This is a genomic window from Peribacillus sp. P4_C12, from assembly GCF_056402095.1.
On the sequence record NZ_JBFUIB010000046.1, the window covers coordinates 1 to 20,779 of the forward strand.

The 20,779-nt window shown below is 34.2% G+C and carries 22 protein-coding genes and 1 pseudogene; 16 read left to right on the top strand and 7 right to left on the bottom strand.

The genetic code is table 11. The features are described from left to right. The 6 genes from AC1DUW_RS09985 to AC1DUW_RS10010 form a co-directional block, all read left to right on the top strand. Positions 1 to 401, top strand: a 401-nt coding sequence (locus AC1DUW_RS09985) for a sugar phosphate nucleotidyltransferase (RefSeq protein ID WP_477642445.1), incomplete at its 5' end; no start/stop codon positions are given. A gap of 534 nt (positions 402 to 935) precedes the next feature. Next, on the top strand, positions 936 to 4,529 hold the full coding sequence (locus AC1DUW_RS09990) for a CDP-glycerol glycerophosphotransferase family protein (protein WP_236695026.1): 3,594 nt from the start codon (positions 936 to 938) through the stop codon (positions 4,527 to 4,529). A gap of 93 nt (positions 4,530 to 4,622) precedes the next feature. Then, positions 4,623 to 5,594: a UDP-glucose 4-epimerase GalE gene (galE, locus tag AC1DUW_RS09995; protein WP_477642446.1), complete on the top strand. Its 972-nt coding sequence runs from the start codon at positions 4,623 to 4,625 to the stop codon at positions 5,592 to 5,594. A gap of 212 nt (positions 5,595 to 5,806) precedes the next feature. Then, positions 5,807 to 5,947, top strand: a complete 141-nt coding sequence (locus AC1DUW_RS10000; RefSeq protein ID WP_477642447.1) for a hypothetical protein — start codon at positions 5,807 to 5,809, stop codon at positions 5,945 to 5,947. A 269-nt stretch (positions 5,948 to 6,216) separates the two neighbouring features. After that, positions 6,217 to 6,690 (top strand): MarR family winged helix-turn-helix transcriptional regulator, encoded by a 474-nt coding sequence (locus AC1DUW_RS10005; RefSeq protein WP_477642448.1) that lies wholly within the window; start codon positions 6,217 to 6,219, stop codon positions 6,688 to 6,690. A 131-nt stretch (positions 6,691 to 6,821) separates the two neighbouring features. After that, positions 6,822 to 7,673 carry a pirin family protein gene (locus AC1DUW_RS10010; RefSeq protein WP_053347770.1) on the top strand — a complete coding sequence of 284 codons (852 nt, stop codon included), beginning with the start codon at positions 6,822 to 6,824 and terminating at the stop codon, positions 7,671 to 7,673. A 208-nt stretch (positions 7,674 to 7,881) separates the two neighbouring features. Here AC1DUW_RS10010 and AC1DUW_RS10015 read toward each other — a convergent pair whose 3' ends face one another. Together AC1DUW_RS10015 and AC1DUW_RS10020 are read right to left on the bottom strand one after the other, a co-directional pair. Further along, positions 7,882 to 8,679, bottom strand: coding sequence for a peptidoglycan-binding protein (locus AC1DUW_RS10015; RefSeq protein ID WP_477642449.1), 798 nt, complete (start codon positions 8,677 to 8,679; stop codon positions 7,882 to 7,884). A 335-nt stretch (positions 8,680 to 9,014) separates the two neighbouring features. Beyond that, positions 9,015 to 9,137, bottom strand: a complete 123-nt coding sequence (locus AC1DUW_RS10020; protein WP_269083749.1) for a hypothetical protein — start codon at positions 9,135 to 9,137, stop codon at positions 9,015 to 9,017. A gap of 139 nt (positions 9,138 to 9,276) precedes the next feature. Between AC1DUW_RS10020 and AC1DUW_RS10025 the strand changes: the two genes are divergently transcribed. From AC1DUW_RS10025 to AC1DUW_RS10050, 6 genes are all read left to right on the top strand, one after another. Further along, the gene (locus AC1DUW_RS10025) at positions 9,277 to 9,630 is read left to right on the top strand and encodes a hypothetical protein (protein WP_477642450.1); all 354 of its coding nucleotides are present in this window, start codon (positions 9,277 to 9,279) and stop codon (positions 9,628 to 9,630) included. Positions 9,631 to 9,963: 333 nt separating this feature from the next. After that, the gene (locus AC1DUW_RS10030; protein WP_056520188.1) at positions 9,964 to 10,488 is read left to right on the top strand and encodes a GNAT family N-acetyltransferase; all 525 of its coding nucleotides are present in this window, start codon (positions 9,964 to 9,966) and stop codon (positions 10,486 to 10,488) included. Between the two features lie 171 nt (positions 10,489 to 10,659). Next, the gene (locus tag AC1DUW_RS10035; protein WP_477642451.1) at positions 10,660 to 11,163 is read left to right on the top strand and encodes a GNAT family N-acetyltransferase; all 504 of its coding nucleotides are present in this window, start codon (positions 10,660 to 10,662) and stop codon (positions 11,161 to 11,163) included. A gap of 267 nt (positions 11,164 to 11,430) precedes the next feature. Beyond that, entirely contained in the window at positions 11,431 to 11,829 is a 399-nt protein-coding gene (locus AC1DUW_RS10040; RefSeq protein WP_477642452.1) for a hypothetical protein, read from the top strand. Positions 11,830 to 12,811: 982 nt separating this feature from the next. Next, on the top strand, positions 12,812 to 13,744 hold the full coding sequence (locus tag AC1DUW_RS10045) for an ABC transporter ATP-binding protein (protein ID WP_053347764.1): 933 nt from the start codon (positions 12,812 to 12,814) through the stop codon (positions 13,742 to 13,744). Beyond that, positions 13,744 to 14,697 (top strand): ABC transporter permease, encoded by a 954-nt coding sequence (locus AC1DUW_RS10050; protein ID WP_252430941.1) that lies wholly within the window; start codon positions 13,744 to 13,746, stop codon positions 14,695 to 14,697. The genes AC1DUW_RS10045 and AC1DUW_RS10050 overlap by 1 nt, the downstream gene beginning before the upstream one ends. Positions 14,698 to 15,141: 444 nt before the next feature. Here the strand turns inward: AC1DUW_RS10050 and AC1DUW_RS10055 are convergent, their stop codons facing one another. Further along, positions 15,142 to 15,519: an SET domain-containing protein gene (locus AC1DUW_RS10055; RefSeq protein ID WP_377442663.1), complete on the bottom strand. Its 378-nt coding sequence runs from the start codon at positions 15,517 to 15,519 to the stop codon at positions 15,142 to 15,144. A 791-nt stretch (positions 15,520 to 16,310) separates the two neighbouring features. Further along, a pseudogene (locus AC1DUW_RS10060) lies at positions 16,311 to 16,582 on the bottom strand (transposase); the annotation flags it as partial. Positions 16,583 to 16,884: 302 nt separating this feature from the next. Here AC1DUW_RS10060 and AC1DUW_RS10065 point away from each other — a divergent pair. Then, positions 16,885 to 17,016, top strand: coding sequence for a hypothetical protein (locus AC1DUW_RS10065; RefSeq protein WP_269083747.1), 132 nt, complete (start codon positions 16,885 to 16,887; stop codon positions 17,014 to 17,016). 205 nt (positions 17,017 to 17,221) lie between these two features. Here AC1DUW_RS10065 and AC1DUW_RS10070 read toward each other — a convergent pair whose 3' ends face one another. Beyond that, positions 17,222 to 17,653, bottom strand: coding sequence for a DUF5391 family protein (locus AC1DUW_RS10070; protein ID WP_053347762.1), 432 nt, complete (start codon positions 17,651 to 17,653; stop codon positions 17,222 to 17,224). 534 nt (positions 17,654 to 18,187) lie between these two features. Here AC1DUW_RS10070 and AC1DUW_RS10075 point away from each other — a divergent pair. Continuing rightward, positions 18,188 to 18,424, top strand: a complete 237-nt coding sequence (locus tag AC1DUW_RS10075) for a DUF3953 domain-containing protein (protein WP_053347761.1) — start codon at positions 18,188 to 18,190, stop codon at positions 18,422 to 18,424. Between the two features lie 111 nt (positions 18,425 to 18,535). Continuing rightward, positions 18,536 to 19,189, top strand: a complete 654-nt coding sequence (locus AC1DUW_RS10080; protein ID WP_053347760.1) for a hypothetical protein — start codon at positions 18,536 to 18,538, stop codon at positions 19,187 to 19,189. Positions 19,190 to 19,458: 269 nt separating this feature from the next. Here the strand turns inward: AC1DUW_RS10080 and AC1DUW_RS10085 are convergent, their stop codons facing one another. Further along, complete coding sequence (locus AC1DUW_RS10085) at positions 19,459 to 19,599, bottom strand: hypothetical protein (protein ID WP_477642453.1); 141 nt, start codon at positions 19,597 to 19,599, stop codon at positions 19,459 to 19,461. 67 nt (positions 19,600 to 19,666) lie between these two features. Here AC1DUW_RS10085 and AC1DUW_RS10090 point away from each other — a divergent pair, with 67 nt between their 5' ends. Next, positions 19,667 to 20,188: a GrpB family protein gene (locus AC1DUW_RS10090; protein ID WP_477642454.1), complete on the top strand. Its 522-nt coding sequence runs from the start codon at positions 19,667 to 19,669 to the stop codon at positions 20,186 to 20,188. A 143-nt stretch (positions 20,189 to 20,331) separates the two neighbouring features. Here the strand turns inward: AC1DUW_RS10090 and AC1DUW_RS10095 are convergent, their stop codons facing one another. Beyond that, on the bottom strand, positions 20,332 to 20,511 hold the full coding sequence (locus AC1DUW_RS10095; RefSeq protein WP_053347758.1) for a small acid-soluble spore protein H: 180 nt from the start codon (positions 20,509 to 20,511) through the stop codon (positions 20,332 to 20,334). Between the last annotated feature and the right edge of the window lie 268 nt (positions 20,512 to 20,779).

A 20,779-nucleotide genomic window follows, 5' to 3' on the forward strand; every position in this document is an offset into this window, starting at 1 on the left:
ATGAAAGCGAAACGCATCGGTATGGTATCATTGACCCGCTTACTCAAGATGGTAGAAGGTACGAAGTTAATAACTTTGTTGAAAAACCAGAACAAGGAACAGCTCCATCTAATTTAGCCATCATGGGGAGATATATATTAACTCCAGAAATATTTCACTTTTTAGCTAAACATGAAACTGGTGCTGGTGGTGAAATTCAATTAACCGATGCAATCCAAAAACTAAATGAAATCCAAACAGTATTTGCCTATGATTTTGAAGGGAAAAGACATGATGTCGGAGTTGTAGATGGCTTTGTAAAAACTACCATTGAATTTGCCTTACAACGTCCTGAATTGAGAGACGACATTTTAAGAGAATTGGAAAGTATACTTAAAAAGCATAGGGCAGTAAGCAAATAGATTATTTAATTTCACTCTCTGAATAAAATTAAATGAATATCTTTTCAGCAATTTATATATGTTATCAAAGATATTGGTTGTTTATCGCTATCATTTCAACGGATTAATTTAATAAATTGTCCGTTGATTGCTTCCCATAACCATGACGGAATTGTCAATCATTTTGGTAGATAAAAATTTTTGATGAAAATAATGGTCACAAATTCGAGAGTTTTTAGGAGTATTTTGTTATCATTACTATGGAACACTTCAATTTCTTATTTTAGGGTCTTGTGAAATAATTTACTTGCCAAGGATAAAGGAAGTATCTTTCTACACAACAAAGATTATTGAAAGTCATAAACGAAAAAGGAGTAAGTAAGGGGTTCGTATTTTTATTTGCTGCTAATTATCAAATTTTATCGTTTTAATTTAATATCAAAAAATCTCCAACTATTGATCATTCATAGTTGTTATTTTTGTTAATGAAAGGCAATTGTAATTTTGAATGGTGAATATTAATTCATAAAAGGGGATGCCTATTTAGTGAATAAGATGGTAATAAAAAGAAAAGTCAATTTCCTTAAACAACCGATTGCTAATTTCTTATTAAAGGAAAATCATCAACGTGTAAATAGATATGCAAAGTATTATGAGAAATTAAACGTGCAAAAAAACACAATTCTTTATGAGAGTCGTGATGGAAACAGTATAACTGACAGTCCCTACGCGATGTTTAAATATATGATAGAAAATCAAGACTTTAAAGATTTTATGCATATATGGTCTATTCAAGATTTTAGTGCTCTTTCAGGTGTCATATCGAAGTATAAAGATATGCCTAATGTTAAATTTGTGCAACGTAATTCAAAGGATTATTTAAAGTGTTTAGCAACAAGTGAGTATTTAATCAATAACTCAACATTCCAATCTTTCTTCATACCTAAAATCGACCAAATTTACATTAATACTTGGCATGGTACGCCCCTTAAGAATATGGGCTTTGACATACCAGGTAACCCCTCGGTCTCTCAAAACGTTGTAAGGAACTTTTTAAGTGCAGATTATATTTTGAGCCCTAATGCCCATACTACAGACATTTTTACACGAAGCTATAAGTTAAACGGATTGTATAAAGGGAAAATTGTAGAAGAAGGATATCCTAGGATAGATTTAACTCTTAATACGAATCCGAGGGAGTATAAGGACTATCTAAGAACTCTAGGTTTGAAAATCAACGATGGTAAAGAGAATATTTTATACGCACCAACTTGGAAGGGAACAAATCTTGCCAAAGTGGATAACGATATCCTTCAAATTATTGCAGATATAAATTATTTAGAAAGTCAAATCGGTGAACAATATAATTTATTGATTAAGGTGCACCCTTTTCTATATAAAGAAGCTAATAAGCATACAGAAATTAAAAATAGGTTAATCCCTGATTATGTGGATACAAATGAATTGCTTGCTACTGTTGATTTGCTTATTACTGATTATTCTAGTATCTTCTTTGATTTCCTTGTTACTAATAAGCCAATTCTATTTTACACTTGGGATACGGATGTTTATTCAGAGGAAAGAGGGCAATATCTTCAAAATGATGAACTTCCAGGCCCAATGCTTTTTAACTCGAAAGAATTAGCTCATGCAATTAAAGATATTAAAAATGTAAAATTGTTTTATTCCGAAAAATATAAAAACATGCAGCAAAAGTTCACGAACTACGAGGATGGGAATGTAACAGAGAGAATTGTCCTTAATCTATTTAATAAGTCTACGAAAGAACTAAACACAATTACCGGTCTAGATTCCTCAAAGGAAAAAATCCTGATTTATCCGGGCGGTATGAGAGATAACGGGATCACATCCTCCTTCATCAACTTGATGAACAATATTGATTATGAGAAATATGATGTCAGCTGTTTTACCGCGACGCCCCACTCCCGAGAAGCCTTGAAAAACTTGGACAAGGTAAATAAGAATGTGCGTTTTCTTTTTAAACCTGGATTGCCTGTGTATAAATTTTTGGAAGTGTATAAGGATAAATTCATCCATAACAGAGGGGAAAGAGGTTTCTTAGGGAAAAAGCTTTACCCAGAAAATGCCTATATTAGAGAACATGCACGTTTATTCGGTAAAACTAAATTTGATTTTGTTATTGATTTTAGTGGATATAGCCATTATTGGGCTAAATTCCTCCTAGCTGCAGACACAAAAAAGAAAGTTTGTTATATGCATAATGATTTGCTTTCTGATAGTGAGCGAGTGATTAATGGAAAGAGGCCTCATCGGATAAATCTAAGAGGACTATTTTCCGTATATAATCGATTTGATAAACTTGTAAGTGTATCTGAAGGGACAATGGAATTGAACCGAAAGAATCTAATGCAGTATGCAGACTATGATAAATTCGATTATGTAATGAATTCTATCAACCCTGAGAAAATTCTTCAAATCAATACCGAGAAAACTGAATTCGCTGGAGACGAAGATTCATCCATTACGACAGAGAATTTCAAGGCAAGAGCGGTATTAAGGGACGTCAGGAATCATCATGCCTGGAATACCCTTCCCGGGAATGCGAAAGCATTTCAATTTCCTTTGGAAGAACGATTTGAAAATGCTGAAATTATGATTTCTAGAAAAGCCAATGTTAATCATAATACATTTTACAAATTCAGCTTCAACAATCAAATAATCGGCTGGATTAACGAAGAGGCTGTAGAGTTTTTGCCAGACAGTATTATTTACGAAAAGGAACTTGATAAAATCGCAAGGCTAGTAAGACCAAGAGGAAACTTCATTTGGTCGATGCCATATAAGATTGAAGGTTCATACAAAGTTTCTGGCAGTCAAGATTTTGAAGGCATAATCGTGAAGGTCGATAAGGAAGTAAAAACCCAACATTCGATTTATAGTAGAATATCCGTGAATCGTACGGAAATCGGCTGGGTGGATAATTCAGCTTTATCCATGCTTGAACAGTGTACAATCAATGAAAACACGAGTTTTAAGGACAAGCTGCAAATCATTTTTAAAAGAAAGTATATGATATCCAGAAACTATAAAAGCAATAAAAAATTCATTGATAAGATTGATAATAGAACGTTGAAGGAAGTAAACACCAGTGAACAGAAGTATGGAAAAATAACTAAACCGGAAGACCATACAATTTGGTCAAAGGCTTATCCGAATTACAAGGCTAAAAGAGTAACTAAGGCAATCGATTTTGAAGGGCAAACCGTCAAAATCACAAAATACAACAGAACCAGAAAAGGCGGCTATTACCTTTTCGAAATAGATAATAAGAAAATTGGCTGGCTAAATACGGGCGCCTTTGAAATGATAGACGAGCCAATAGTGTTAAAAGAACGGGAAGTGCGCGGCACTGCAGAAATCCAGTTAGGAAATTATAATATTTGGGATAAACCGTATGGGTTACAAGATGCCATGATCGTGGAAGATGGGCCAACCTTTAATGGGTGCCTTGTTGAATTCGATAAAGAAGCAGTTACTCAACTTGGTACGTATACTCATATATTAAAGGACGGGATATCCCTAGGTTGGTTGGATAAACAGGCGTTAATCGTACAAGAAGTGCATGGGTTGGAAGTAAATAATCAATTCGTCCCATATCCTAATAAAAATGATTTTAATTTTGTCAATATGGGAAGATTATCTCCTGAAAAAGGTCAAGATAATTTGATTCGTGCATTCGCTAGCTTCCATGAGAAACACAAAAATAGCAAGCTGTATATCTTAGGCCAAGGTCCTTTAAAGGAAGATTTACAGGCCATCATTGACGAGCTGGATTTAAATCATTCTATTCATCTTTTGGGCCAACTTGAAAATCCATTTTCGTTCATGGAAAAATGTGACTGTTTCGTTCTTTCATCACATTATGAAGGTCAGCCTATGGTTTTATTAGAGGCAATGACGTTAGGAATGAAAATCATGGCTACTGATATAGTTGCGAACCGAACCGTTTTGGAAAACGGTAAATATGGTTTACTTGTTGAAAATAGCATAAATGGACTTGAAAAAGGTTTATCCACTGTGGTTAGTAATGATAATTCTAAACTAGAAAAGTTTGATTACCATCAATATAATGCATTAGCCATGGAAACCTTCAAGAAATGCCTATAAAAAAATTGGAGGCCCATTTCGCAAATTTGGTAAGAAAAAAGCCTCTCACAGTGTAAGGGTAAGTGAAGGTAGTTTCGAAAGGAGAAAAGTAATTTGATTTTGGTCGTTGGCGGTGCAGGTTATATTGGAAGTCATCTTGTAAAAGAGTTAGTAAATATAGAAGAGGTTGTTATTCTAGATGATCTCTCTACCGGTTTTCGTTCGCTGGTGGATTCGAAGGCCATCTTGAAAGAAGGGGATTTAGGGGATGAAGCGGTTTTAAATGATATATTCCTTAAATATCCAATTAARGSTGTWATGCATTTTGCTGCTAATAGTTTAGTTGGTGAGTCTGTTCAAGACCCTTATAAATACTATGAAAATAATGTTGCTTCAACTATTACTTTATTAAATACTATGCTCAAGCATGATGTTAAGAACTTCATTTTTTCATCTACGGCAGCTACTTACGGGATACCAAATGTAGATATAATTGATGAAGAACAGCCAACTAATCCGATTAATCCATATGGTCGCTCGAAATTGATGGTAGAGCAAATCTTAGGTGACTTTGCCCATGCATATGGACTTCATTATGTTGTTTTGCGATACTTTAATGCGGCTGGAGCACATGAGTCGGCAGAAATCGGTGAAAGTCATGATCCAGAAACACATTTAATTCCTATTATTTTACAGCATTTATTAGGTCAACGGGAGAAGATTTCCGTGTTTGGTACAGACTATGACACACAAGATGGTACTTGTATTCGTGATTATATTCATGTAACGGATTTAGCTAAAGCACATATATTAGCTCTTCAAGCCCTATTGTCTGGGAAGAAGAATACGGMAATCTACAACCTTGGGAATGGAAAAGGATTTTCGGTTAAAGATGTAATAGACACATGTGAAAAAGTCACAGGGGTAAAACCGAATATAGARTATGCAGATCGTCGGCCRGGAGATCCAGCTCGACTGGTTGCTTCAGCCAATAAGATATATGAAGATCTTGGGTGGAAAGCAGCAATAGATTTAGACGAGATTATTGAAAGTGCATGGAAATGGCATAAATCTCAAATGAATTAAGTATTAGAACCACATAGAAAATCAGTATTTTTTACTGGTTTCTTATTGAAGGTTTATATGCTTGTCAGTGGAACGTCCCGTTTTTTGTATTTTAGACGTATTAACAAGTAAGCCAATTATAAAAGTATCTTGATTATCGAAGCCGAGTCTGTAAGCATCATTTACTCCTTGAAGAAAGAGCTGCTGCTTGCAGTTATGGACTTGGTAATATCATGATTGAGGGTGGTATTTTGAATGGCAATATTAAAAACTACCCAGACCCGTTCAATACTATTGGAATTGCAAGAAGGAAAAATATTACGATAAGAAGTATAGAGGTTAGAGATGTAGCATTAAATTATAGTATCCTATAAGGACACCTTAGCCGTTAGTGATTTCTCGTAAATCTCAAACCAAGGTACGAGGTGTTTTTTTGATATTATTTTAGGTTTAACAATCTCTTTTATCTGCTACTACAATAATTCTCCCAAAATCTCTCATTAGATGAGAGAATATCTTCTATATTAGAAACAGAATGGCTATACTATATGGGGGAATTTGTATGATAAACTAATGCCATTTGACTAGTTATCAAGTTACTAGTAAACTGATGGTGTATCAAGAGGAGAGGTGATGGTCAAACATGGATAGACGGGGGTTTACCGATGATAATAAATTGAGTTTGTTGATTTGGCTGCGAATGGTTCGTTTTTATCAAAGAAGTAACCAGCTTTCGAATGATCATTTACAACATTTTGGCGTCACTGCTGCGCAATTTGATATGTTGGCACAAGTGCTTATTCATCAACCTGTTTCACAACTGGAATTGGCGGAGCACCTTACGATCAGTCGTGGAGGCGTATCACATATGTTAACAAGGTTAGAAAAAGATAATCTGATTGTTCGGGATCAACAATGGAAAGTTAAATATATTTCATTAACTGAAAAAGGGAAAGATTTAATGGAAAAAGTAATGCCAATTCAATCAGATTTTCAAGCTTCATTATTTGATGTATTGAATGACACTGAAAAGAAGAACCTGCATGAGATGATGATAAAGGTTCATAGATATAGTTTACAAACGGAAGTGCCTAATTCAATACAAGAGGAATCCTAAATCAGGTATGGGATTGGAGCGAAACTTGTTTTCAAAGCGTTGAGGAGAGTTATGAGTAGCTAAAAAGGAAGAAATAATCGTAACGGCACTTTATCAGTTTACTAGTAACTTCAAGGAGGATGAATAGAGGCATGGAAAGTAAAAATATCTTCAAACGTGATATTGCTGAGGTAAGAGATGTGAAACTTCAAAAATATAGTCCGATTCATACTGCGGGTCCAGTCATTGAACCAGGAAATTGGGAGAAGAGTGATCCCTTTCTTTTAATGATGGAGGATAAATTTCAAAAAGGTTCATTTGATATTCACCCACATAGAGGGATTGAAACAGTCACATTTGTTATCGATGGAACGATTGAGCACTATGACAGTCATACCGGGGATGGTGGAATAATCGGACCGGGTGATGTCCAATGGATGACAGCCGGAAGCGGCGTTGTGCATAATGAGGTGCCTTCTGAAGGTGTTACTGCCCATTCGCTTCAACTCTGGGTCAATCTTCCCCGTGATAAAAAAATGACAACACCGCGATATCAAAATTTAATGGGAAAAGATATGCCAGTGAGAAAAGAAGAAGGAGCTATCATCCGCGTCTTTTCTGGTTCATCAAAGGATGTTATCTCTGCGACGAAAAACCATGTTCCTGTTACGATGGTGGAAATGCTTCTAGAGCCTGGAGCTTCGGTCACACAGAATTTGCCGGGTAGCTACAACGGAATGATCTATCTAATAGAAGGAAGTGGATTATTCGGTAAAAACGAAATGAAAGCTTCAAAGGGTCAAGTGTTGTGGCTGGGTGCAGGGAAAGAATCAGAGGAAAGTGAAGTGGATATAACAGCAATTGAACCATTGCGTATTGTTTTATATGCGGGAGAACCTTTGATGGAACCAGTTGTTGCCCGTGGACCATTTGTCATGAATACAGAAGAGGAAATTGATCAAGCTTACCTAGAGTATCGGCAAGGTACATTCTTGAAGGATTAACGAATATTTAAATGGAATTAGAAATAGGTTAATCTGAAGTTTCCTAGAGATATTATATGTAGTATAAGAAATTAAAGAGCATCAACACTTGATGCTCTTTTTAATGTTTTATTTCTAATAATTGTTTATGTATTTTAAGTTTTCAATACATGCTCTTTCTCTCTATTTATTTAGCAGATTCAGATTGAAACGCTGGAGCCGTATTCAATCACTCTATTATTTTTACTTTCACTTCTTTTCTTCCCCACGTTAAAGCATCCGCTTCTTTTGGAATGAAAACATCGATTCTATTGCCTTTGATCGCTCCGCCAGTATCTACAGCGAGGGCCTGTCCATAACCTTCAACCTCTACGGTAGAACCTAAAGGGATCACATTTGGGTCGACTGCTATCACTTTTGCATCATCATACTTTTTTAAATCGACGCCCATTCTCGTGGTGCCGGAGCATCCAGAACAGCTTGCCGTATAAGCTGTGCTTGCAACGGTCAGCTCCTTAACATTTTGGCTTATTAAATTGGCTTTCTCCTCTAATTTGCCTAAAGTCCTTGCCCCTGCAATTCCATCAACCGATAAACTCTTTTGCTTTTGAAAATTTGAAACGGCCTGCTTTGTACCATTGCCATATATGCCATCGACCGTTGAAGTGTAAACACCCCATACCTTCAATAGCCTTTGTAGTTCAGCTACAGGCTTACCGATATCCCCACTGCGCAGGACTTTTATTTTCTGGTTCGTTTGTGAACCTGCTATTCCATCAACTTTTAGTCTTGATTTTTCCTGGAACTTCTTAACAGACTCTTTTGTAATCGGACCGAAGTAGCCTGTTGCTTCATGATAGGGGAAGACCCCTTTTGTCATTAATAATTCCTGTAGTTCCTTTACATCACTATGACTCGTTCCATACGAAAGTGTGCGATCTCCAACGGCAGCTTCACCTCTAGTTGGCATACAAATTCCCATAATGAATATAGAAGCCGTTATGATCGTAAATAATATTTTTTTCATGTTTGTCCTCCTCGTTGTTTCTTGCCTTAAACAATTCGCTAAACTATCACTTTTTCAGGCGCAGTTAAGGAAAAACACCTCGAAGGCACTAAAGAATTGTTAATACATGTAACAAACAGAGAAACGAATAGGGAGGATATATGATGCCAATATCCTTAGTTGTAATAGCGTAGTTCATTTTTGAAGAAGAAGAAGAGGTGGCATATACGCAGTTATCGGACATTCGTACTTAAAAGAAAGATTTTTTCTTAATTTACACAACCACTTAGGAAAATAATACTAAATATAATAAACTCTTAATCCCTTTAATTCTAGCTCTCCGTATAATCAATGAATCAAAAAAAGTAGAAGAAATCGATTTTACCAGTGGCTCCTCCATGCAGAATGACATCAAGTGCTGGTTTTGATTGAGGTTGATTAAATGGAGCGGTCGTGACAGGTACACCGAAGGAACTCAAACGTTTCCAAAACCTTGATTTTATCCGCGCCTCTATCCTTGGCGCTACAACCGATAAGTATTAATGGTGGAATCCATCAATTCATAGGAAAACAAACCCTTTGATTTATTAAGGTCCTGTCATGTATTAACTCCCAATTGTGAAGAAAAATATGGTAACATTTATTTATTATGGAAATAGATTTAGAGATGAGGAAATATACATGTTAACTAAACATAGTAATAACTTATTGATTATTTCATCTTTACTAGCAATAACAGGGCTAGCACTGATGTTTTCAAGTATTAATTTTGGCATTTCACTAGGGGATTCTTGGCTTGATAATCAGGAAGATGGAATCTATGATACTGACCAATACAATATGGTGGTTGAGACTCATAAAAATAATTTTATAATAATTGGAAGTGTCTTATTTGGCACTGGAATACTAACACTTATACTAACTTACTTTACATTTATATTAGGAAAAAAAGATAACGACAAACTTGTCTAACTGCTAGTCAAGTAGTGGATCAGGTCTGTCTATATGACAGTTCTTTTTTATTCAACGAGGCAGTTTGATCGTATTAATGTTATTTTTTCATTGTTGTAAATGACCATTAGGAGTGAACTTATGTAATTTTTATCCATAATATTTTTTATAGCAATTACTGTTTTTCTCCTTTACTACTTACCTTTAATCGCAAAGGACTTACACAAACATACAAAACAGAATGAAGAAATTAAGGCCCTTTTAGAAAAGATAGTAAATAACCAGTTGAAAAATTAGATCTACCTAGCTTGTTGTTTGATTAACGTGAAAGACTATGAAAAAAGGGGTGGGAGAATGTTTCCTAAATTAGAAACAGAACGGCTTATCTTGAGAGAACTTACTGTAGATGATGCACAGGATATATTAAACTGTTTTTCAAATCCAGATGTATTGCGTTATTATGGACAAAAACCGTTAACCAGTTTAGATCAGGTGAAAAATATTGTTGTGAATTTTGCTAATAACTACAATGAAAAACGCGGCATTAAATGGGGAATTGAAAGTAAAGAAAAGGAAGGCATTATCGGAACAATTGGATTTCACGATTGGTCTTCTGAACATAAGAGGGCTGAAATAGGTTATGCACTTTTTCCAGAGAATTGGGGTAAAGGGCTTGCCACTGAGGCTGTTTTAGAAGTCATATCATATGGTTTTAAAGAACTTAATCTAAAGCGTATTGGAGCTATTGTGTTTGTAGAAAACAAAGCATCTAATGAGTTATTAATAAAATTGGGCTTTGAGAAGGAAGGGGTTTTAAAGAATTATATGTATCAAAATGATGTTCCATTTGATACGAACGTATACTCTTTACTGAAATAGGGGGAGTAGATGAAGTACGAACAATATTGAATGAGCAATTACCGAAAAGAAATAGTTCTAATTGACTATGGGGTCTGATTTATTTCAATGAGGTTGATTGCTGAGAAACCTTTTCCTAATGCTAATGTAAAAGATAGACACTAAATCTGTCAGGGAGTGAGTGTGAATTTTATGGGATTCCTAAAAAATGACGAAGAAGTCCAACTGCAAGATGTCAGAGAGAGTGATCTATCCATCTTTTTCGAGCATCAATTAGATTCTACTGCAAACAATATGGCTGCTTTCACATCTAAAGATCCTACTGACAGAAAGGCTTTTTTGAAACACTGGACGAATATTTTAGCGAACCAGAATATCTTGAAAAAGACCATACTTTATAACGGGTGTGTGGTGGGCAACATTCTAAACTTTGAACAGTTTGGCAATCCAGAAGTCTGTTACTGGATTGGTAAGCAATATTGGGGCAAGGGGATTGCCACTGATGCACTGAGTAAATTCCTCCATGAAATAAATGTTCGGTCTCTTTATGCCCGAGCGGCTAAGGATAATATCGCATCTATTCGAGTATTGAAAAAATGCGGGTTTGYAATTACCGATGAGGACAAAGGATATTCAAATGCACGAGGCGAAGAGGTTGAAGAATATATTTTGAGGCTTGAATCAACTAAATTCTAGATATGAATATGCGGGAAATCTTTAAACTTACAGTGTTCAAAGATTTTTGTTGAAATATTGAATTAAATGGGTGGGAAGATATTTTCGATAATTCTTATTTTAAGACGGATTATCTTCCTGAAGGACGGATTAGTTTGACACACGGACGAATTATCTTCCTGAAGGACGAATTATTTTGCACAACGGACGAATTATCTTTCTGAAGGACGAATTAACATTCAGAGTCGTATCAAATGCGACAAAATCTTAGGAGTTGTGGTTGGCTAAATGAAAAAAGTTATAGGCGTAATATTGGTATTGGGGATTATTGGATTGGGAAGTTATTTTCTATTATTAAGGCAAAAAGGATTTGAATTCACGGTAAAAAATCAAACGAATAAAGAAATTACAGGTTTATATTTGACCTATAAACATATAAACTCTGATATTAAAATTCCCTCAATCCAGCCAGGCGAAGAAACTAAGTTACATGTAACGCCAACTRAAGACTTTGGAGAGAATTCGATGAAACTACAATATAAAGATAGTAAAGGAAAACAACATACAGAATATGTAATCGGGTATTTTGAAAAAGGATATTCAGGTGAGGGAAAAATCACTTTAGAATCTATTAATAAGAACGGGGAAATTCAAATGAAAGTCGAAGATACTACTAGACTCTACTGATTGAATRGGATTATGAAAAAGTTTTACCGTTTAAATGACCTTGAACAGCCTAGATTCTTCTCTACTGAGCATCATATTGAATTGTCAAGGGATGATAAAAAGGAGCATTTTGTTCCAGTTGGTATAGAAATTGAAGGATATACAATAACTTCATTTAGCAATCAAATAATTGAACTACCATTAAAATGATAATTTAGTTTTGAGAGGAAGAACTTACATAGGGTTCTTCCTCTTAATTTTTCGTTAGAGACAACTATTCTATCGTATTTAGAAGTATCTCCGCACAATCAATTGGTTACGCAAAACCAATTAACCTATATTAAAAAATGAACATTTAAAATAATATATGAAAAAAATGTTATAATAAATTTGTTAATATTAGGAAATTGTTATTAGGATATCAGGAGGTTTTCAATTGAAATTTTCAAAGATACAGAAGATGGTGCTGATTTAGGTGAACAACTACAGAAAAAGGTTGAAAATTGGTTAAGTAAAACGAGCAAATAGATATCCCTTTCTCTAATAACTACTATCTGGGGCAGCGTCAGGTAAATGCAGTTTTTTAAAAAAAGCCCTATATGGGCTTTTTTTTATGAATTATTCTTTTCTTGCTATTAAAAATTGATGTTCAAACCATTGCTGCTCCTGCATTTTTAATTCTATCCTTGTTTCATTATTCCAATCAATTCATCTGGAATATCTGGAAGTCGATTAATAACTTCCATATTAAGCAACATTTCGGGCTTTGAATATTCATTTAATATATCCCATGTACCTCTAAGGCAAATAAATAGAAACATTTGAATAAGATAATACTTTTATAATAGATTATCTTCACTAGATTTACTTTTTTCTATGTTCATTCACCTAAGAGACTATGTTATAGCCAATATGGAAAAATATCAGCATAGCAATAATATGCATAATATGGTAATATTACATTTGTGTGATTTTGGTAAATATACAAAAAGGAAGGTATTATATGTCTGAAACTGTTCTTAAGGTCCAATCCTTAACTAAAAAAATTGGAAAAGCCACCATTGTAGATAATGTTAGCTTTGAAATAAAAAGTAAGGAAATATTTGGTTTGCTTGGTCCCAATGGAGCTGGTAAAACCACTATTATTCGTATGATTACGGGTCTTATTAATCGTACGGGCGGTACAGTCATGATTAATGGATATGACCTCGATAAAGATTTTGAAGGTGCCATGAATCAATTAGGTGCCATTGTTGAAAATCCAGAATTCTATAAATACATGACAGGCAGAAAAAATATCCTTCACTATGCTCGTATGTCACCTAATAAAATATCTAATGAGCGAATTGAAGAAGTAATAAAGCTTGTTAAATTAGATCATGCCATAGATAAAAAGGTTAAAACATATTCATTAGGAATGCGTCAGCGCCTTGGTGTAGCACAAGCAATTTTGCATAAACCGTCTTTACTGATTTTTGATGAACCAACTAATGGCTTAGATCCACAAGGGATTCGCGAGTTTCGTGATTATTTGAAGGTACTGGCAAGTGAGGGCGTGGGTATTTTAATTTCATCGCATTTACTATCAGAAATGCAATTAATGTGTGATAGCTTTGCCGTTATTGAAAAGGGAAAACTCATACATACGAAAGAACATATTGTAGATGAAAAAACTGAAGCAATTAGTGAAGTTCTTTTTACTGTCAGTGATGGAGAGCTAGCTAAAAAAATCCTTCAAGAACAGTTTGGTAATATACCTATTCTTAAATATGAGGCGAATTCAATTTCTGTATCAGCCACACGTGAACAAACGGCTAGTATAAACAGAAGTTTTAATGGTAATCAATTAGATGTTTATGAAATAGGCATTACTAGAAAATCACTAGAAGATAAATTCTTTGAAATAACTGAGCAGGAAATGAGGGAGTCTGTATGATGTCCTTGATAAGAAATGAATGGATGAAAATCTTTTCAAAAGGATCTACATATTTGTTTATCGTTTTTCTTTTATTGGCAGCTGTAGGAACAGCGTTGATTGATTATAAACTAAATCCAGTCGAATCAAGTAAAGATTGGAAGCAAGAGTTACAAGCAGAAATACAAGAACAGCAGAATGAATTAAAAACTTCTAAAATTAGTGAAGATGAAAAGTCCGTGATAATGGAAGAAATCGATTTAAATAAACAACTTTTAGACGCTAATATAAACCCTGACTTGCGTACGAACTGGACGTATATGGCAAACTGGACTACATCATTAACATCATTTGTTACTCTATTTGTTGTGATTGTTTGCAGCTCCTTAGTTTCATCTGAATTTTCAGATGGCACCATTAAGCAATTGTTAATCAGGCCTTATAAACGTTGGAAAATTCTCCTTTCTAAATATATAACATCACTATTATTTGCAGCGTTATTACTTGTGAGTCTATTTATATTCAGTTATATAGTAGGAATTTTATTCTTTGGAAGTGGGTCGTATTCAGATAAAATTCTAGATCCTGCATCTTTTGGCTTTAGTCCTGTAATAGTAGGCGATTATTTTGTAGATATGATGGTTTATTGGATACCAGGATTTTTAGTTATCACAACCATTGCTTTTATGTTAAGCACATTATTTAAAAGCCAAGCACTTGCAGTAGGCGTTTCAATATCTATTTTATTTGCTTCAACTCCTTTAAATTTAGTTATACAGTCACTTATTGAAAAAAACGAGTGGTTAAAGTTCGTCTTATTCCCTCATCTCAATTTAAGAGGTTACATTTCTGAATCGTTCTCAATGTTTGAGGGAGCAACTCTTGGATTTTCTATAAGTGTACTAGCAATCTATTATCTTATCTTCTTAGCATTAACCTTTTTCTTCTTTCAAAAGAAGGATATTTCAAACTAAGATTTTTCCATTTATAAATAGAATGAACCGAAATCGATCTTTGATTTCGGTTTTTCTTATTCAGACAAAGGGCTTTAATAAAACAAGAACATTGAGAATTTATACCAAATTCATTTCGTATTAAATTATGCTTGAAGAAAAAGGAATGTAATGAATGAGGATGGTGTTTTAGATTGGGGGTATTTTTTGAAAAAAGGGCAAAGAAAAGTACAAAATCATTTATTATAATAAAAATCTTAATGAGCCTAGCAATATTGTTCGTGTTGGTAATGGGCTTTATCAATAATTTTGATTTCTATTTTGTTATGTTCTTTACCTTATTAACCTCCACTAAATCCAAAACCACCGTCACAACCTGACATATAGAAACATTGTTCAAAATAGCTATCAATCCCTCGGTCGTAAAAGTATACCTTTCCGACGGTTCTTGAGGTAGCGAGTAGTTCACTCAATCACATTAAACCATACCGGAGATTTATCTTCAGGATCACCATTATAATTTATAGTGATTTCCTCATCCGCCTTAATATTAGTTATTGCATAAAAGTCTATTGATAAATTATCTTCATTATTATCAAACGTCGCATTCGGAGTGTATGAATGATTAAATAGTGCTCCATATCCTAGTGCAATGGCTATGTCGTTATGATCCCCCCAAAAGAAGCAGTAATTAAAGAGTATAGTCTTCTCTAGATATTCCCATTCTTTTTCAGGTGATATTAAAACAGGTGATACCTCAATGAGTTCTCCCTTTTTAATATCACGTGTAGAATATACCCCTCTACCATACTTTCCAGTATTTTTAATACATATTGGTGCCACAGCAGTAGCTCCTTTCTGAAATTATTGATTGCTTTTCAAGTGTAAAGTCTAGTATTAATGTACTATTTTAATCTAAATTTCCCAGGCGCTTTTTTAAATATAGGGACGTAAGTGTACTCCATGATTCCCACTTGTTGAATTTCTGTACCAAGCGTCATAGTCCCGAGGAATAATTTCGAACAAACTCACTATTGATGATACAGGGCAAAGATGTGAGTAAATCCGTCATTCTTTATAGTACAAACTGTTCCAACGAGACAGCGTAGGTATTTATCAATATTAATATGCTACGAGGCTTCATCAGGGAATTAATATAGTGGTCTAGTATTGATTTTTTTGATCAATTCATAAAGGAAATCATCGTCGGATTGTTTCAAAATCTCCCATAGCTGACTTCTATTCACAATGTTGGTCGCGTGAAATTGAAACTTCTCGGAAAAATCGATTTATAAAAGATATAATAATATAATTTTTTTAGCTCGATTTTGTTAACTAACGTACATGTTAGAGCTATTTTGCATATTATATTTTATTCTTATATAAAGGAGGGGTATGTATGCCGAAAGGGAAAAAGGCTAATGGCAAGTCAAATGAAAGCAAGTCTGAAAAAGGCAAGTCAAATGAAAGCAAGTCAAATGAAGGCAAGTCTGAAAAAGGCAAGTCTGATGGAAAATAGTCCTGATTTAGCGCGCTTTTGAAGATCGTCAATCATGATTTACGGCTGCTGGAGCGGTTGCGAAAAAAGACTTTACAGGAAGAAACTGTGGAAAAGTGTATTCCTGAGTTATTTATGCTATCACAGCTACTTTAAAGGGCTTTYCTTCTTCACGCTTCTTATCGTAACACTCTCGTAATCTCTTGTTCCGAGGGATGATTTCATCTCATTTTCTTCTTGCGACAATCACGAATGGCACATTTAACGGCCATGTACAAGGTGTGTCATAGCCTACTAGAACCTTTTTTTGATAATCCGAATTAAAGTCCCTTTGAATGTACCAGATTCAAAGACACTTGGATCGATTCCGGCAAATGGAACTAGTCTCTTAGAGTGATTAAGTCGATCAAAGATCCATTATGAACTTTCTACAGCTTGCATTTTCACGGTTTGCACTAGTGTGTGTGTTACTTCAATAAGGGAGTAAGGTTATTAAGTACGAGCTATAAGTGGGATGAACTGATAATAGGCGCTTCTTTAATAAAAGGGGTCGCCTTTTTTTATTGCTTTTTCAGTACAAATTTCTACAAAAACGTACAAATATTGTAATAAATAAAATATCAAAAACCCATCTTTATTTGAAAAAGTGAAACCGAATAATCGTTCCTAGCGTTATACATATGTACAGCGAAAAAAGGGAGGTCCCACATTTGAAGAATGATCAAGAATTAGTCAATAAAATTAGGAGGGGCGATAAAGATGCGTTTAGTTTATTGGTAAAGGCCTTGATTTTGAAGCCATTGAAGAAACAGTTCAAGATTATCTTAACTCAGAGAAAGTAAAGAAAATAATTAAAAACGATCAATATGAGATCAATATTTATAGTAACAAGGGAAAAAAATTAAATTAATACCCGCTGAACTTGAATAATTGATTTCCCGCCATAGGAGTTTCTTATGCAGTTAACGGAGCAGGATAATTAAGAATAAATATAAGCATATAAAAAGCTCTCCATTATGAAGAGCATTTATTGTAGGCTTTTTGCTTTTAAGGTAATACGGTTTGATTTGGATTATTCTTAGCTGAAGGTGAACGAAAAGCTATGAAGAACCATAAAATATTTACAATTATTGCAGCAAGACAAAGACCTGTGATACTAGCAATATATATAGCGCTAATGTCTTTAAATTTTGCTATTACTAGAACGGCTACAATTATTGAAGAATTTATCAGTAGACCGCCGCAACAAAACAAGGCTAAAACGAATCTAATTACATCTAAACCCATCCAATATATTATTAAGGGCACTAGATAAAAAACAAGTACCATTCCTATTGATATCCACATTCCTGAAGACCCGAATTGATTAGCATTCGGTCCTATATCTGCAAGCGGGGATAGTGAGATTGTAATCAGTAAAACACAAAAAAGGGCCGCTGAAAGCAAAGTCATAAATATAATTCCCTTTCTTTTTCTCATAATATATCACTTCCTTTAATGTTCTCATTTTACGGGTGTTGAAAATGTTAAAATTACCCATCTGTTGTATCGTAACATAACTGGAATGTTTTTACACCTTGAAATTTATTAGCAGTCTTATTTTATAATGGGGGCTTTATTTCAATGAGGAGTAAAGCCTTTTTCTATTCAACTAAATGGGTAGCATTAGTTGAATAACAGTCCTTTATTAAGCTAAAAGGTTAATAAGAAATTAATATAATTGGAACTTTATCCAATTATATCCGTAAATATCTATTAGAAGATTTTGAAAGGGGCTCCTATGAAATTGGTTTGTTAATGGGGCTAGTAGGGTTATCGTTGTTTCTATTAGGAATTTATATATCCCAATGGACACTTTTTGGCATAGTGATTGGAATTGGTGGGGGGATTATAATGGGGATTAGGTCGGTGGAATTTTCTCATTAGTTATTGAAGTAGCTTAGGCCTTTTTTTATAAAAGATAGCTTTTTTATTCTAATATAATGGATTAATGTGGAAGGAAGGTGGGGTACCTTGTTAAAAATATTAAGAATCGTTTTTTCGATAATAGTTCTTATTTTATCAGGATATGGTTTAATCACTGACAATTTCGAGCTATCTTCATATATGATTTTTTTCTTAGGAGCGTTAATGTTGGTGATAGGATTAGCCGAACTTCAAAAAGATAGAAAAAGATTTTGGGGGTATATGAGCATTATTGTCTCTTTATATGCTTTCTTTGTTTCTATACAGGGGTTTTTATTGAACTAAGGGGCAGGGTAGATAGGGATTTTATCCTGTGTTGTGACAAGATAAATAAGATAATAAAACCTGTTGTAAGAAGTGTTCTGAATAATAGTAAATGAATAGGTGTGGTTCATATTGATAAAAGATAAAAAATTTATATATTTTGCTCTCATTTTTTTATTTGTGTCTATGGCATTAAATTTCCCTTTCCCACATGAAAGTCCTTATGGTGAAACAGTTGCTTTGGTTTTAAATATACCTGTTGAATCAGTAAATGGATTACAGTATATAGGAATTACATCATTAATTTTTTTAATTATGAGCCTATTTTTTCTTGTGAAATCATTGGAAAAATATCATGGTAGATTTGTAGTGCTGGCTATTATGGTTGCAATGTTTACTCCTCCTTTCTTAGCCAGTTCGTTTCAAAAATATTTTGCAACTGGCATTTACGCCATTTCCTATGAACGTGATATAAGTAGTTGTAGTTTTGAAATGACCAATGAGACAACATTGCATGGGGAATGTGTACTTCCTTTTGAAAACTACAGCAAGGATGATGCACAATTCACTATTGAATTTTTTGACGAGTACGAAGATGATGTAAAAATGATTTCACTTATGAATACCGATTCTCCATATGAGGTAAGGTTAAGAGGAAAAGAGCGTAAAAGGGTGAAAATCGATACAGATATTGATGTATCACAGATGGAAAGTCATATTGAAAGTGGCGATTCATGGAATATGAATATTATCATTAAGTCGGGGGAAAGAATCAGAAAATTATGAGGCTATATGAATATACCTACACTAGTTTTCTATTAGTTTTCGTAAATTATAGGGGCATAACAAATTTTGACCGTCTGAAAGAGTGCAGATAGTACATGATTTAATAATCCTATTTCAAGAACACTATTCGTTAAGAAGAACGAAGGATTCTGAAGGTATATTCTTATAGCAAAAAAGTCTAGATTAATGAGTATTATAGACTTACCTTATAAAATCTCCTATTAAGAAAATGATAGGAGGTTTTTTTATGTTAATGCTAGAAGCTAAGCTTATTGAAAAATCGGAACTACATAAGCTTTCTCTTTTGGACCCATTGGATGGTCTGCGATAACTTCAAAATCCACTTTTTCTGCCCAAAACCCTTTAGATCTTTGTTGGTCTTCAATATAGACGGTATCTGTACGAAGCATAGATAAGATCAGCAGAGCTAATATATTGTAAAATAAACGATGGGAAATATATGAGGAGGGATTAAAAATAAGAAAAGTTGAAGTAACTGAATATAATAACCAATGGCCTTCTATGTTTAAGGAAGAGGCTAATGTAATACATAAGATTTTCGGGCCTGAAATCATTGAAATTTATCATATAGGAAGTACTTCTGTTTACGGAATAAAGGCAAAGCCTGTTATTGACATAATGCCTGTGGTAAGAAAAATCCATCTAATAGATGAGTTTAACAAGAATATGTTAGGGATTGGTTATGAGCCGAAAGGAGAAAACGGATTATCTGGACGTAGGTTCTTTCAAAAAGGAGGAGATAACCGAACTCATCACGTTCATATTTATCAATTAGGCAATCCCGGAATTGAACGTCATCTTGCTTTTCGAAATTACTTACGAGAAAATCCTTCTGCTGCAGAAAAATATGGTGATCTTAAAGAGGAATTGTCATATATATTTCCTTACGATATGGATTCGTACATTAAAGGAAAAGAAAAGGTATTATTGGAAATTGAACGAAAAGCCTTATCTTGGTATCGGAGTTCAAGAGGATGACTACATATTTGGCAGTTTATTGAAAAGGCTCTAATCAAGGAGATAGATTGTTAAAGAAGAAGATGGCAACTGAACTTAATCTAAAATGAAACCGCCACCCGAAGGTGAAGGTTTCTTATTGTATCGAGGAAATACACGACAAATTACTGTTCTTCTAAGATGGTTACAGAAACACTTTGTTTATTATTTGGTTCATCAAGGGAATGGATTGTAGCTATTCCATTCTGTTCATCCACGTGCTCAATGTAGATACTTTCCCCATTATAGGTCACATTAGCCATAATTGGCGAAGAAGCAATTTCTTCTGCTCGTTGTGCGTTCATTTTAGCCACCTCCTTTGGATTTGCAACTGTAATAATATTTGTTCCAAATTTCTAAAATATACATGTTGTAATTGAAATGCTTCCAAGTTAAGAAAACATAGAACTAAGATTAGATATGGATGGTTCCTAAAATACCAGGGGGTTCACTAGGACCCTATTAAGGTTTTATTTCAAATGTCCAGTTCTTCAAAGTGATGAGATAGATGACTATTAAACGATAGACTTGAATATGACCTCTGATTTAATGAACGGGGGCTTAAGTTTAAAG